This is a genomic window from Dokdonella sp. GW821-FHT11D02, from assembly GCF_058808595.1.
The window spans coordinates 4,840,737-4,855,022 of sequence record NZ_CM179520.1 but is presented as its reverse complement, the minus strand read 5'-3'; the positions used below and the strand labels follow the sequence as shown (position 1 = coordinate 4,855,022).

At 67.0% G+C, this 14,286-nt stretch carries 12 protein-coding genes; 8 read left to right on the top strand and 4 right to left on the bottom strand.

Annotation, left to right across the window (positions count from 1 at the left end):
- Positions 1-31: 31 nt before the first annotated feature.
- Positions 32-1,921, bottom strand: a complete 1,890-nt coding sequence (speA, locus tag AC3QL3_RS20560; protein ID WP_492895977.1) for a biosynthetic arginine decarboxylase — start codon at positions 1,919-1,921, stop codon at positions 32-34.
- 142 nt (positions 1,922-2,063) lie between these two features.
- Here speA and speE point away from each other — a divergent pair, with 142 nt between their 5' ends.
- Positions 2,064-2,936 (top strand): polyamine aminopropyltransferase, encoded by an 873-nt coding sequence (gene speE, locus AC3QL3_RS20555; RefSeq protein ID WP_492895976.1) that lies wholly within the window; start codon positions 2,064-2,066, stop codon positions 2,934-2,936.
- Between the two features lie 10 nt (positions 2,937-2,946).
- Here speE and AC3QL3_RS20550 read toward each other — a convergent pair whose 3' ends face one another.
- From AC3QL3_RS20550 to AC3QL3_RS20540, 3 genes are all read right to left on the bottom strand, one after another.
- Positions 2,947-5,640 (bottom strand): outer membrane protein assembly factor BamB family protein, encoded by a 2,694-nt coding sequence (locus AC3QL3_RS20550; protein ID WP_492895975.1) that lies wholly within the window; start codon positions 5,638-5,640, stop codon positions 2,947-2,949.
- An 83-nt stretch (positions 5,641-5,723) separates the two neighbouring features.
- Positions 5,724-5,870, bottom strand: coding sequence for a hypothetical protein (locus tag AC3QL3_RS20545; RefSeq protein WP_492899005.1), 147 nt, complete (start codon positions 5,868-5,870; stop codon positions 5,724-5,726).
- A gap of 205 nt (positions 5,871-6,075) precedes the next feature.
- Positions 6,076-6,939, bottom strand: a complete 864-nt coding sequence (locus tag AC3QL3_RS20540) for an ABC transporter ATP-binding protein (protein WP_492895974.1) — start codon at positions 6,937-6,939, stop codon at positions 6,076-6,078.
- Positions 6,940-7,020: 81 nt separating this feature from the next.
- Between AC3QL3_RS20540 and ggt the strand changes: the two genes are divergently transcribed.
- The 7 genes from ggt (at position 7,021) to AC3QL3_RS20505 (ending at position 14,251) form a co-directional block, all read left to right on the top strand.
- Positions 7,021-8,718: a gamma-glutamyltransferase gene (gene ggt / locus AC3QL3_RS20535; protein ID WP_492895973.1), complete on the top strand. Its 1,698-nt coding sequence runs from the start codon at positions 7,021-7,023 to the stop codon at positions 8,716-8,718.
- Positions 8,719-8,758: 40 nt separating this feature from the next.
- The gene (locus AC3QL3_RS20530; RefSeq protein WP_492895972.1) at positions 8,759-9,775 is read left to right on the top strand and encodes a hypothetical protein; all 1,017 of its coding nucleotides are present in this window, start codon (positions 8,759-8,761) and stop codon (positions 9,773-9,775) included.
- Positions 9,776-9,840: 65 nt separating this feature from the next.
- Positions 9,841-10,473: a nucleotide-binding protein gene (locus AC3QL3_RS20525; protein ID WP_492895971.1), complete on the top strand. Its 633-nt coding sequence runs from the start codon at positions 9,841-9,843 to the stop codon at positions 10,471-10,473.
- 138 nt (positions 10,474-10,611) lie between these two features.
- Positions 10,612-11,088, top strand: a complete 477-nt coding sequence (locus AC3QL3_RS20520; RefSeq protein ID WP_492895970.1) for an EF-hand domain-containing protein — start codon at positions 10,612-10,614, stop codon at positions 11,086-11,088.
- A gap of 245 nt (positions 11,089-11,333) precedes the next feature.
- Entirely contained in the window at positions 11,334-11,810 is a 477-nt protein-coding gene (locus AC3QL3_RS20515) for a SixA phosphatase family protein (RefSeq protein ID WP_492899003.1), read from the top strand.
- Positions 11,811-11,825: 15 nt separating this feature from the next.
- Positions 11,826-12,419, top strand: a complete 594-nt coding sequence (locus tag AC3QL3_RS20510) for a YceI family protein (protein WP_492895969.1) — start codon at positions 11,826-11,828, stop codon at positions 12,417-12,419.
- Entirely contained in the window at positions 12,416-14,251 is a 1,836-nt protein-coding gene (locus AC3QL3_RS20505) for a phospholipase D-like domain-containing protein (RefSeq protein WP_492895968.1), read from the top strand. The genes AC3QL3_RS20510 and AC3QL3_RS20505 overlap by 4 nt, the downstream gene beginning before the upstream one ends.
- Positions 14,252-14,286: the final 35 nt, after the last annotated feature.

Sequence of the window (14,286 nt, the reverse complement as noted above, 5' to 3'; positions counted from 1 at the left end):
CTTCTCTATGTCCGATCGCGCGGCGTGCCGCTCATTCCGATTCGGCCAGGTAGGTGTATCCGGTCAGTCCCTGTTCGAGCGCCGCTTCGAGCTTCTGCGCCGAGTCGCCGGCGAGTCCGGCGGCGGCGATCTTGGCACGATAGGCCGCGCGCAACGCGGCCAGATCGTAGCCGACGTAATCGAGCATCAGATCGGTGCTGTCGCCGCGGCGCAGGTGGGTGAATTCGTAGCCATCCGCGGTCAGCCGCACGTTGACCGCGTCGGTGTCGCCGAACAGGTTGTGGATGTCGCCGAGCGTCTCTTGATAGGCGCCGACCATGAACAGGCCGAGGCGATAGGGCTGTCCTTCGCGCAAGCTGTGCAAGGGCAGGCTGACGTCGACGCCGTCCGCCTCGACGTACTGATCGATGCGGCCGTCCGAATCGCAGGTGAGATCGGCGAGCACGCCGCGCCGATCGGGGGCGCGATCGAGTCCGGCAATCGGCGCGATCGGAAAGATCTGGTCGATCGCCCACACGTCCGGCGCCGACTCGAATACCGAGAAGTTGACGAAGTACTTGTCGACCAGGGTCTGGTTGAGATCGTCCAGCACTTGCCGATGCACGCGCTCGTCCGGCTTCAGGCGCGAGCGCACCGCGTTGACGATGGCGTAGTAGAGATCGTCGAGTTCGGCGCGGTCGGCCAAGGTGATCTGGCCGAGCGCGTACAGCGAATAGCCTTCGGCGAGCTGATATTGCGCTTCGTGGTAGAGCTCGGTCGGCGGGCGGCGATCGATCTCCTCGTGCGTTTCGCGCAGGCGCCGCAGCACGGCCGGCTCGTCCGGGCGCGGCGGCGGCACCGCGCCCACCGGCGCCTGTTCGACTTCGCTGACGTTGACCACCATCACGGCGTGATGCGCGGTCAACGCGCGGCCCGATTCGGTCAGCACGTGCGGGGGCTTCAAGCCGTTCGTAGTGCAGGCTTCGGCCAGCGCGCCGACCACGGCTGAGGCGTATTCGTCGAGGCCGTAGTTGATCGAGCAGTCCGAGCGCGAGCGCGTGCCTTCGTAGTCGACGCCGAGGCCGCCGCCGACGTCCATGTGGGTGATCGGCAAGCCCATGCGCGAGAGCTCGACGAAATAGCGCACCGCCTCGCGCATGCCGTTGGCGATGTCGCGCACGTTCGACATCTGCGAGCCCATGTGGAAATGCAGGAGCTTGAGCGTGTGCGACAGCTGCGCCGCCTTCAGTTCGTCGAGCAGGGTCAACAATTGGCGCGGGGTCAGGCCGAACTTGGCCTTGTCGCCGCCCGAGTTCTGCCACTTGCCGGCACCCAGGCTCTTGAGGCGCATGCGCACGCCGAGCAGCGGTTCGACCTGCAGCGCGCGCGATTCCTCGATCACGTAGCGCAGCTCGGACGGCTTCTCGATCACGATGAAGACGTCGAGGCCGAGGCGGCGCCCGATCAGCGCCAGACGGATGTACTCGCGATCCTTGTAGCCGTTGCAGATCACCGTGCTGCCGGCACGCGCGAGTGCGAGCACCGCCATCAGCTCGGGCTTGGAGCCCGCTTCCAGGCCGAAACCGTCGCCGCCGTTGGCGGCCAGTTCGCCGGCGACGTTTTTCTGCTGGTTGACCTTGATCGGATAGATCGCGGTGTAGCCCCCGGCGTAGTCCCAGTCGCGCATCGCGTGGGCGAACGCACGCTGCAGGCGTTCGCGGCGATCGTTCAGGATGTCGGCGAAGCGCACCAAGAGCGGCAGGCGCGAGCCTTGCGCGCGTGCCGCCTCGACGATCGCCGGCAGCGACAGCGACGGGCCGTCGGCGCCGCGCGGGCGCACCAACAGATCGCCGCCGGCGTCGACGTCGAAGTAACCCTCGCTCCAGTGCGGTACGGCGTAGGTCCGCCGCGCCTCGTCGACGCTCCAACCCTGCTCGCTCACCTCGATGCTCCAATCGCCAGGATGAACGACGTAGTGTAACGAGAGCTCGCGTCGCGCGTGTGTCGGTGCGTATGTCGGCGTCATGCGGAACCGCTACAATCCGCCACCCGAAAATACCGCCCCCACCTCCGCAGGAAGCCCGATGTCCGCGTCCGAACAGCCGACCTCCGAACAAAGCTGGTTCACCGAATGGCACGAGCGCTCCGGCTCGTCGTTCGGCCTGCGCATCAAAGAGCGGCTGCACGCCGAGAAGACGCCGTTCCAGACGATCGAGATCTACGACACGACCGACTGGGGCAAGCTGATGATCATCGACGGCTGCACGATGGTCTCCACGCGCGACAATTTTCTGTACCACGAGATGATGTCGCACCCGGCGCTGTTCACGCATGCGCGCGCCAAGCGCGTCGTCATCATCGGCGGCGGCGACTGCGGCACCTTGCGCGAAGTGCTCAAGCACGAGGAAGTCGAACACGCCGTGCAGGTCGACATCGACGAGCGCGTCACGCGCCTCGCGGAGAAGTACTTCCCGGAATTGTGCGAGTCCAACGGCGACCCGCGCGCCGAACTCCTGTTCATCGACGGCATCAAGTACATGGCCGAGCAGGAGCCCGAATCGCTCGACCTCATCATCGTCGACTCGACCGATCCGGTCGGCCCGGCCGAAGGCCTGTTCGGCGCCGCGTTCTACGCCAGCTGCTACAAGGCCCTGCGCCCGAGCGGCATCCTCGTGCAGCAGAGCGAATCGCCGCTGGTGCACCTGGACCTGATCAAGGCGATGCGCTCGGCCATGCGTTTCGCCGACTTCCAAGCGGTGCGCACGCTGACCTTCCCGCAGCCGCTCTATCCGACCGGCTGGTGGAGCTGCACGATGGCGCGCAAAGGCGCCGATTTGTCCGGCTTCCGCGAGCGCGGCGCCGCCACCAAGCAATTCCCGACCCGTTACTACAACGTCGACATCCACCGCGCCGCGCTGGCGGCGCCGGAGTTCATGCGCGAGGCGTTGGGCGACTGAGCCGCGCGTTTCAGCGCGGCAAGGTCGGTGAACGCGGCGGCAGTTGCCACAGCGGGTCGGGCAGCGGTCGCGCGGAATGACGGCGTGTCGGCAGCGGCGTCGAGCCCCCCGGCGGCGCGATGCCCAACACCGTAGCGGTGGCCGTAGTCCGCGCCGCCTTGTTCACGGCCAGGAACAGTTTGCCGTCTCTGCCGCGCACCAACCCTTCGGGGTCGCTTCGGCTGCTCAAGGCGACGCTCTTGCGCCAGGAAAGGGTGCCGTCGCCGAGCGCGAGCTTGGCCAAGAGGTAATCGGTGCCTTCGTCGGGGTGAGCGATCAGCAATCCCCCGTCTTGGTCGAAAGCCACCACGGTGCCGCGCGAATCCTCGTCGTCGCTGTGTGTGGCGCTGACCGGAATGCGAAGACTCCAAAGGGCCTGCCCGTTCGACGCGTCGATGCGGGCCATCCCGTGGCGGCCGTTGTCGTTCGTCGGCACGTCGATCAGCACCAGGTTGCCGCCGCGGTCGACGATCACATTGCGTGCGGACAAAGTCGTCTGCTGCCAGCGAACGCCGCCGTCCGTGCCGGACAAGCGCAGCAGCCCCAATTCATCGCTGAGGCCGACGACGTCGCCCTGCGGCAACAGCGCCAGATGGCCGATCGCGAACGTCGGCGAGGTCACAACGACGCGGCGCATCCAGATTTGGCGGCCGTCGTCGCCGCGCAGCTTGACGAATTGGATGCCGTCTTCGTCGCCGACTCGGTAGGACACTGCCGCCACGACGTCACCGGCTGCGTCGACGGCGAGCTGCGCATCATCGGCAGTGCCGTCGGCGTCCGGCAACGCCGTCGTCCAGAGCGGAGCGCCGTCGGCTGCGGCGTAGCGTCGTACGATTTGCGCCGAGCCGACGAAGACCTCGCCCGCAGCGCCGATTGCGAGTGCGCGTGGCTGGTCGAATTCCTGCAGCTGGCGATCTCCGAAACGCTCCCATAGTGTGCGCCCGTTCGACGCGTCGATGCGCGCGACGAAGGGGGAGTCTTCATAGTCGGCGTCGACGGCGGAGCCAATCGCATACAGCGCGCCGTCGGCGTCGGCTGCGATGCTATCGACGCGCGGCGAACGGCTTTGCACCGGTGAAGAGGGCTGCCAGCGCCACAGCGATCGGCCATCGCTTTGCGCCAGCTTGGCGAGATAAGGGATACCGTCGCGCGAAGAGGGGCCTTCGGGGTCTGTCACTGCGCGCCCGCCGGCGATGAGGCCCGGCGCTCCGATCTCGGTGGCAAGCAGTAGAGGAGGCGAAGAGCCGGTGTCGGGATGCATCCACAAAACTTGCGGCGCCGCGACCTGTTCGCGCGCATACCAGGCGACTTCCAGCGACGTGTTCATACGCCCTAGCCAAATCTGCCGGTAGCTGGTGAGATCGCCGAGCAACGCGTCGCCGTTCGGCAGCGACAAGAGGGAAGCGTTGCCTTTGTAGAGGTAGTCGCGATCGGCGGCGGTGAAATCCTGGCGCTGCAGCAGCCGTCCTGTTGCCAGGTCGTAGCGCGACAGACGGCCGGTCTGCATAACCAGTTGCATCGCCGCCGGTCCGATGATTTCCCACACCAGCAAATGCTCGTCGCCGACGGCTGTTTTCAAGCCGATGCTGGTGTCTTGAGAATTCGTCGCGATGTGACCGAGAGCACCCGGGGTGGCCCACAACGTGCGCCCGTCGGAAGCTGCGAAACGTGCGGCCTCGACGGCGACGCCGTCGACGCTCAGCGTACCGATGAGCACGATGTTGCCGCTGTCGTCGAACTGATAGTCCGACACCGTCGCCGGAATGTCGCGCTGCCACAGCACGTGTCCGTCGCTGCCGGCGAGACGGCCGATAGTCGCTTTGTCGGCACACTGAGAGACGAACGCGACGCTGTCGTCTGACTGCAGTCGCGGGGCACGGCCGAAGCTTTCGCAGGTGGAAAACTGCCAGCGCAGCGCGCCGGTGTGGACATCGAGCGCGTCGATACGGCCCTCGCGCTCGAAATCCTTGTACTCGTTGCTCAATACCAGAACGAGGTCGCTCGCTCCGGTTTCAATGGCGCGGGCATTGAGCAACCAACTCGGCCGCGTACGCTCGCTCTGCCACCGTTGCGATCCGTCGGCACCAGAAAGCCGGATCGTGCGCACGTCCTGTCCGTGGCGGCCGGTTGCGATCACATCGTCGCGCACGTCCACGGCAATGGCCGTGTTCCACAGCCATGCGGTACCGGACGATTGCGGCGCGTCGGCCGCACTCCAGACGATGTGGCCGTTACCCGCGTCCAGGCGCGCGTAGCAGGCAGCCTCCGGCTGCTGAAACCCCGGTTTGGGCGGCTGCGAGGCTACGACGGCGATGTCGCCATTCGCGAAGATCGCCAGCGCGTTGGTGGAACCGAATGTCGCGCCGGTGCAATCGGCATCGAGGTCGCGTTGCCACAGCCGCTCTCCGCTGACGGGATCGTAGGCGATGACACGCGCGCGACCGGTCTCGCTGCCGTCGGCGGACACGCCTTGCCACGCCGTTGCGACGATCAGGCGAGTCCTGCCGTCGTCGGAGCGGCTCAAGACCTGGCCGCCGAAATCCGCCGCGGAAGCGACTTCAGCGTAGATCGGGGTTTGCCAGAGGATTTCTTGTGCCGCGGCAGGAACGCACCATGCCAACGAACACGCGACGCACACGACGCCGCGGCGTAGGAGCTTGCGCATAGGAAATCCCCTTCCTCGATGCGAGGAAGGGCATTCTAGCCAGCGGCCAAGCCTTCGGCGCAAGGACGCGCTACACGCTGCGCCTATCGCGCGTCGCTCCGGCTCGCCAAGCGCCGGCTGATCACAAAGTCCACCCGATCGAGCAGCCGCGCCGCCAGCAGCGACTCCTCCGCGACCAGCACCGCGGCCAGCAGCAGCACGAGCAGGCCGGGGCCGGGCAGGACCAGCATCGCCAGACCTGCGAAGAACAGGCCGACGGCGGCCGCCATCACGCCGAGCTTGCGCAACCAGCCGCTTGGGCGTTCGGCGCGGCGCCGATAGCGGCGCTGAAACCGTGTGCCGGCCGGCTCTGCACGGAATGCGCGCCAATGTCGGTTGAGAGTCTCGAACATACGATCCCTTCCACGAAGCCGGCTCGGGCGCCGGCCTGTCGATCTAGTCTCGCCGCGCGCTGCTGAACGAAACGTTCGGGGCGGCCGCGACCCAGCGGTAGCCGTCGTCGTCGCGCTCGACGCAGAGCGGCAGCGCATACAGCGCGGACAGCCGTTCCGAGGTCAGCACCGATGACGGTACGCCATCGGCGAAGACGCGGCCGGCGCGCAACAGGATCACGCGCTCGACCTCGGGCACGATTTCCTCGATGTGGTGCGTGACCAGCACCAAGGTCGTGCCGGCCCGCGCGAGCCGGCGCAAGGTGACGAGGAAGTGCCGCTGCGCGGCGATGTCGAGTCCGGTGGTCGGTTCGTCCAGCAACAACGCCTGCGGGCGGTGCGCGATTGCGCGCGCGATCAGAACGCGCCTGGCTTCACCGGTGGACAGCTCCGCCAACGGGCGTGTGGCCAGGTGCGCCGCATCGCATTCGGCCAAGGCCGCCGCCGCGCGTTCGCGCATAGCTGTCGTGACCGCTTCGACCGGCACGCGCTGGCTGGCGAAGAAGCCCGACAGCACCGCATCGATGGCGCTCATGCCGGGCGCGCGCAGCAGATCGCGTTGCAGATCCGGTGCGACCAGGCCGAGTTGCGCGCGCAGTTCGAACACGTCCCAACGCTCGCGTCCGCGCACGCGCACGGGCGCCGCGCCTGGGCGCGCGAGCGGATACAGCTCGCGCGCGATCAGCTTCACGAAACTCGACTTGCCGCAGCCGTTCGGCCCGAGGATCGCCGTGTGCTGGCCGCTCTCGATGCGCAGACTGAGTTCGTGCAGTACAGGCACGACGCCGCGGCAGACAGTCGCGCGATCGAGTTCGATCAGGGCCGCATCGGTTGGTCGGTCGGGACGCGTTCGGATTTCTTCGTGCATGTCTCGATCATGGCCGAGCGGCCTGTTCGGCGCCATCGCGGCCGGCGTATGCTTTTCCTTTGCCACATGTCAGGGGCCACCATGAAACGTATCGTCGTCGCGCTGATCAGCGCGCTCGCCGTTTGTTCCGCCGAGGCCGGCGATCGCGTCACCGGCCAGGCGTTTGCGACGCGCTCGGAAGTACTCGCGCAGCACGGCATGGTCGCCACCTCGCAGCCGCTGGCGACCCAGGTCGGACTCGACGTCTTGAAGAGCGGCGGCAGCGCGGTCGACGCCGCGATCGCCGCGAACGCCACGCTCGGTCTGATGGAGCCGACCGGCAGCGGCGTCGGCGGCGATCTGTTCGCCCTGGTGTGGGATGCGAAGACGAAGAAGCTCTACGGCTACAACGGCTCGGGCCGCTCGCCCAAATCGCTCAGCCTGGAATGGTTCAAGCAGCACGGCTACAGCGCGATTCCGCCGACCGGGCCGTTGCCGGTCAGCGTGCCGGGTGCGGTCGATGGTTGGTTCGCGCTGCACGACCGCTTCGGCAAGCTGCCGATGAAGCGCGTGCTGGCGCCGGCGATCGGTTACGCGCGCGAGGGGTTTCCGCTGAGCGAGCTGATCGCCTACTACTGGAATCTGTCGGTGCCGCGGCTGTCGAAGTACCCCGGCTTCAGCGAGCAGTTCACCACGAACGGCAAGGCGCCGGCCAAGGGCGAGATCTGGAAGAACGCCAATCTCGCGAACACGCTGCAGGCGATCGCCGACGGCGGCCGCGATGCGTTCTACAAAGGCCGCATCGCGCACGTGATCGGCGACTACTTCAAGGCGAACGGCGGTTTCCTTTCCTACGAAGACCTCGCCGCGCACCGGGGCGAATGGGTCGAGCCGGTCTCGGCCAACTATCGCGGTTACGAAGTGTGGGAACTGCCGCCCAACGGCCAGGGCATCGCGGCGCTGCAGATGCTCAACATCCTCGAAGGCTACGACTTCTCCAAAATCCCGTTCGGCAGCGCCGAGCACGTGCATCTGTTCGTCGAGGCGAAGAAGCTCGCGTTCGAGGATCGCGCGAAGTTCTACGCCGATCCGGCGTTCCAGAAAGCGCCGATCCAATGGCTGGTGTCCAAGGAATATGCCGCCGAACGGCGCAAATTGATCTCGCCCGACAAGGCGATGAAAGCGGTCGAGCCCGGCGCGCCGAAACCGGGTGCCGACACGATCTACATGACCACGGCGGACAAGGACGGCAACATGGTTTCGCTGATCCAGTCGAACTATCGCGGCATGGGTTCGGGCATGGCACCGCCCGGGCTCGGCTTCATCTTGCAGGATCGCGGCGAGATGTTCGTGCTGAAGGAAGGTCACGCCAACACCTACGCGCCGGGCAAGCGCCCGTTCCACACCATCATTCCGGCCTTCGTCACCAAGGGCGGCGAGCCGTGGCTGAGCTTCGGTGTGATGGGCGGCGACATGCAGCCACAAGGCCACGTCGAGATCGTGATGAACCTGGTCGATTTCGGCATGAACCTGCAGGAAGCCGGCGACGCGCCGCGCATCCAGCACGAGGGCTCGACCTCGCCCGAAGCCCAGGCCGAGCCGATGAGCGACGGCGGCTGGATCGACCTCGAATCGGGCTATTCCTACGACACCGTGCGCGGCCTGATGCAGAAAGGCCATTCCGTGCGTTTCGCCAACGGCCCCTACGGCGGCTACCAGGCGATCGGCTGGGACGCCAAGAACAAGGTCTACGTAGGCGCTTCGGAAGGGCGTAAGGATGGGCAGGCGGCAGGGTACTGAGGCACGTCGGGCTCGCGAACTCCGAGCGGAAGCAGGAACGATGAAGAACGCATGGGTTTGGACGCTGATTTGCCTGATCGCCATCGCCACCGGCATGGCCTCGGCGCAAGCTCCGGCACAGGGCTCGTCGGCATTGGCCGACGCGCTGGCAGCGAGCGAGCGGCCGCGCGACTGGGCGCTCGCCGCGGTCGTTTTGAATGCCGCCACAGACGATGCGGGGCACCTGCGTCGAGTCGAACTGTTCGGGCGCGCCGCGGCGGCGGCGCCGGACGATGTGCTGGTGCATTGGCTCATCGCCTTGAGCGCGCAAGAGGCGGATGAAAAGTGGACGCGCTTGCAGGAATCGAGCGAGCGAAGCCTGACGCGCATCGATCCCGACAACGGCGCCTCCTGGCTGCCGGCCTTGACGCGCGCACAGCGGCAGGGTGATGCCGCGCAGCTCGACGCCGCACTCGCCGGCATCGCCGCGAGCCGCCGCTACGACGATCGCTACGTCGGCATGATGCGCGTGTGGCTCGACGTCTATCGGCGCTACCCAGGTCTGAACGAACTCTTCTCCGAGCCATCGGCAGATGCCGCTGACCTCGCCACGCAGGCGCTCGTTTCCGCGATGGGACGAACCGGAACCGGTGCATTGCCGCCTGCACAAGGACTGGTTTCCGTGTGCAAATCGGAAGCGTCTGCGCCATCGACTGCGCGCCGGCGAATCGACTGCGAGACGATCGGACGCCTGATGCTGGAGCGCGGTTCGAGTTTGCTGTCACGCGGACTCGGTTTCGCACTGCTGCGCAACCTGCAAAGCGTGCGGCCGGCCGATGCCAAAGCTCGGCTCGACGTCGATTGGCTGGTCTATAACCTGCCCTCGACGTCTGCGCTGGACGGTTCGTCGACCAGCCGGATGTCGGACGCATTTAACGACTGGCTTGAACTCGGCGACGAGAGCGAAATCGTGCGCCGTGCTTTACGCCGCCGCGGCCTGCCGGCGACCGCGCCCGAAGGATGGACCCGTCCACGTGACGGAAACGACACGATTCCGCCGCCGGCACAGTCGCGTTAGGCCCGCTTTTTCCCGCTGGCGCCGCGGTGTACGCTTCGCCGCACTGCGTACCGGCGGAGGCATCGATGCTGAAGGTCCTGGTGGCGAGTTCGAAAGGCGGCGCGGGCAAGAGCACGCTGGCGACGAATCTGGCGGCGTATTACGCGGTCGACGGCAAGAACACCGTGCTGGTCGACGCCGACCGTCAGGGCTCCAGTCTGCGCTGGTGCGAAAAGCGCGCCTCGCACGGACAGGCGGTGCTGGGACTGTCGGGCCTGCGGCGCGACTGGGAAAAGCAGGTGCCGGCCGACGCACAACGCGTCGTCATCGACACCGCGGCCGGCATTCGCGCCAGCGATGTCGACGCCTATCTCGATCACGTCGATGCGATCGTGGTGCCGGTGCTGCCCTCGGCGATCGACCTCGAAGCGACCGAGCCGTTCCTGAACGATCTCGCCGCACTCGCACGCATCAAGCGCGGCAAGGTCGCGGTCGGTCTGGTCGCGAATCGGCTCAAACCGTGGACCAACGCTTCGCAGCTGGCGGTCGAGGAAATCGGGCGCTTTCCGTTTCCGCTGGTCGGCGAACTGCGCGATACGCAGGGCTACGTGCTGGCCAACGCGCTCGGCAAGAGCATCTTCGATTACCACTCCGAGCTGGTGCGCTCGCACCAGGAAGACTGGGCCAAGCTGCTGCGCTGGCTGAAGAAGCATTCCTGAACGCGCGGCGGCGCGCTTGCGCGCGCTCGCCGCTTCACAAGAATTTGCGCGATCTTTGCACGCCGACGGCGAACGTCGCGGCATCGGAGGCGTTCAATAGCGCTGCGGCCGTCGTGGCCGCGGCACGAGATTCCGATCATGCGCAACTTCCTTCCCACCCTGTTCGCCGCCAGCGCGCTGTGCGCGGCCGGCGCGGTCGTCGCGGCGCCGGTCACCGATGCCGATCTCGCGAAGTCGACCAAGCGCGCCGAGTTCAAACAGCGCTTCTTCGACCGCATCGACACCAATCACGACGGCAAGATCAGCCGCGCCGAATACCAAGCCTGGGTCGACGGCCGCTTCGACAAGCTCGACGCGAACCACGACGGCGTGGTCGACGCGAACGAGATCACCAATTCGAAGGTCGCCGCCGAACGCGCGCAGAAACGCGCCGAACATTTCGTCGGCCGCTACGATGCCAGCGGCAGCGGCAAGGTCAGCAAGTCCGATTTCGACGCCAAGGAAATGGCGCGCTTCGACAAGCTCAGCGGCGGCACCGATGCGCTGACGGCCGAGCAGTTCGCTGCGGCGGGCAAGCAGCGTCATGCCGGCATGCGCGGCACGTCCGAGCAGTAACGACGACGCAGGAGTCCGTACGGTCCGCGTCGCGGCCCGTGCGGACGCGCGGCACGAATCGATCGATTCGTGTCGCCGCAAAACGACCGTTCCGGCGTTTTTCCGTATCGACGATTGCCCCGGCACGCGGCGGATGGAACCTAGGCCATCCGCCGCGTGCCTTTCGCTCGGGTCGATCGATGCTTGACCACGGACGCATCGAATCGGGCATCATCGCGTATCGGAGAGAGGAGGCGGTCATGGCCATTCGCGAGATCATTCTGCTGCGCCACGCACACGCCGACGCGGCAGCCCCCGGCCAAGACGACATCGCACGCGTGCTCAGCTTGCGCGGCGAAGCGGAAGCCGATGCGGCGGGCGTATGGCTGAAGGATCACCGGGCCACGCCCGATCGCGTGCTGTATTCGCCCGCGGCGCGGACGCGCGAAACCTGCGAGCGCGTGCTCGCGATCCTCGGCTACGCCGACCTGCGCAGCGAGGCGCGCATCTACGAAGCGACGCCGGCGACCCTGCTGCGTGTGCTCGACGATCACGCCGACGCGCAGACCCTGCTTGTGGTCGGGCACAACCCGGGCCTGGAGAATCTGGTCGCCTTGTTGACCGAAGGCGCGTCCGATTCCGGTCGCGGCATTCCGCCCGGCGGTGTCGTCTGGCTGCGGTTGTCGGAGAACGCGAGTTTGGAGCCGGGCAGCGCCGCCGTTCGCCACTTCTGGTGGCCTTGAGCGCGTCTTCGTGTCATGCCGCGTTCGTCGTCGCGCGCGCCGCTGGCCTTCGTGCTGAACGCAGCGCTGATCTTCACGCTCGCACTGCCGAGCGTCGCCGCCGCTGAGGATGACGCCGTGCTTCTCGACGAAGCACGTTCGCACGTCGAGTTCGAAGTCAGGGTGCTGTGGCTGGTCGGCGTCGAGGGTCGCTTCGGCAAGGTGCGCGGCGTTGTGCGCGTCGATCGCTTCCGCAGCCAGATCGGCGTCGAGGCGCGCATCGACGTCGATGCGATCCGCATGGACAGCAAGAACTACGAGAGCTGGGTCAAATCGCCCGAGTTCTTCGACGCGGAGAAGTACCCGCAGATCGAATTCACCTCCGATTCCATCCCGCAGGAACGTCTGCGCAAAGGCGGCGACCTGCCGGGTTTGCTGAGCGTGCGCGGCATCCGCAAGCCGGTCGTGTTCCACATGTTGCCGTCGACCTGTGAGCGGCCGGCCTACGATTGCGCGATCGAGGTCGAGGGCGCGATCCGGCGCTCCGATTTCGAGATGCGCTCGCGCCGCGGCACCCTCAGCGACAAGGTCGAGCTTTCCTTCAGCGTCTACGCGCGAGCTGCGCAGTGAGTGGCGGCCGGCCGCGCCGCAGCGGCGCGCGCGTCTTGCTCGGCCTCGCCGTCGTGCTGCTGTCGGGCTGCGGCCTCAATCGCGAACTCGCACGTCAGGCCGATGCGGTCGTCGCGGCCGAGCGGCCGAGTGCGCTCGATTGCGCCCAGGCCGATCATTGCGCGATCGCCTCGCCGTATCGGGAGCTGGTCGAACGCGCGCGCGCGCAAAGTCGCCCGGGCGCGCCGGCGCACTACGTCAACGTGCTCGAAATCGGCGAGGACTCGCTGCTGCTGCGCGTGCACTTGATTCGTGCGGCGCGCCGCAGCATCGACGTGCAGACCTTCATCTGGGCCGGCGACGACGCCGGCTGGCTCGTGCTCGACGAGCTGATCGCGGCCGCGCGCCGCGGCGTGAAAGTGCGCGTGCTGGCCGATCAGCTGTTCTCGCTCGACAACGTCGAATGGCTCTCACGCCTCGCACGCGTGCACGCCAACCTCGAGTTCCGCCTGTACAACCCGACCTTCGACGAGGCGGTCACCCAGCCGCTCGAATTCGCCGCCGGCGTGCTCTGTTGCTTCTCCAAGTTCAACCAGCGCATGCACAACAAGCTGATGCTGGTCGACGGCGAGATCGGCATCGCCGGTGGGCGCAACATCGAGAACCGCTATTTCGACTGGGACCCCGAGTTCGACTATCGCGACCGCGACGTGCTCGTGCTCGGCCCGGCCGCAGGTGGCGAAATGCGCGCCTCGTTCGAGCAGTTCTGGAATCATCGGCGCAGCACGCCGCTGACCCGGCTCAACGACGTCAACCAGGATCTGGTCGCCGGCGATGACGCCGGCGCCTTCGCGCCGCCCGCCGACGCGAATCGCGCGCGCATCGAGTCGCTGCGCGCGCGCGCAGCGGACGCCGATTACGTGCGTGCGCATTTCGTCGCCGACGCGCTGCGCGTCGGCCGCGTCGACTACTTCTCCGACGCACCGGACAAGGCCGAGCGGCCGGACGATCCGGACGGCGCCGAACTGACCGGGCGCATCAGCGATCTGCTGCTCGCCGCGCGCGCCCAGGTGGTGTTCGAAACGCCGTATCTGGTGCTCAGCGATCGCGCGCGCGAGGTGTTCCGCACGCTCTACAAACGCACGCCGCGCGTGCCGATCGTCGTCTCGACCAATTCGCTCGCCGCGACCGATGCGTTCTATGTGTATGCGCTTTCCTACAAGTACAAAAAGCGCTACCTCAAGCGTTACGGCTTCCAGATCCACGAGTTCAAGCCGTTTCCGGCCGATGCGGCCGAGTTCGTGCGCAACTACGACCAGCTCGCCGGCGGCGGCAACGCGGGTAAATTCCAGCGCTACGGCCGCACGCCGCTCAAGCGCGGCGGCGTGCGCCTGGGTTTGCACGCCAAATCGATCGTCATCGACGATCGCGTCAGCCTGATCGGCTCGCACAACTTCGATCCGCGCTCGGACAACGTCAACACCGAATCGGGCTTCATCATCTACGACCGCGCGGTGGCCGAGCGCGTGCGCGCGGCCGTGCTGCGCAACGCGGCGCCGCAGAACGCCTGGGTCGTCGCGCAGCGGCCGCCGCGCGGGCCCAAGCTGCTGCGCAAGCTCAACAATGTCATCGCGAGCGCATCGACCGCGCTGCCCTTGTTCGACCTGTGGCCGTTCCGCTACGCGACCAGCTACGAACTCAAGCCCGGCTGCGAGCCGCTGCCGCCGCGCGACCCCGGTTTTCAGGCCTGCTACGAGGACGTCGGCGATTTCCCCGAGGTCGACCTGCCGCTGAAGACGATCTACACGCGCATCGTCACCGCATTCGGCGCCGGCCTGGTCGGCATCCTCTGAGGCCCGCCCCGAAGGCCGTCCATTGACGCCACCCG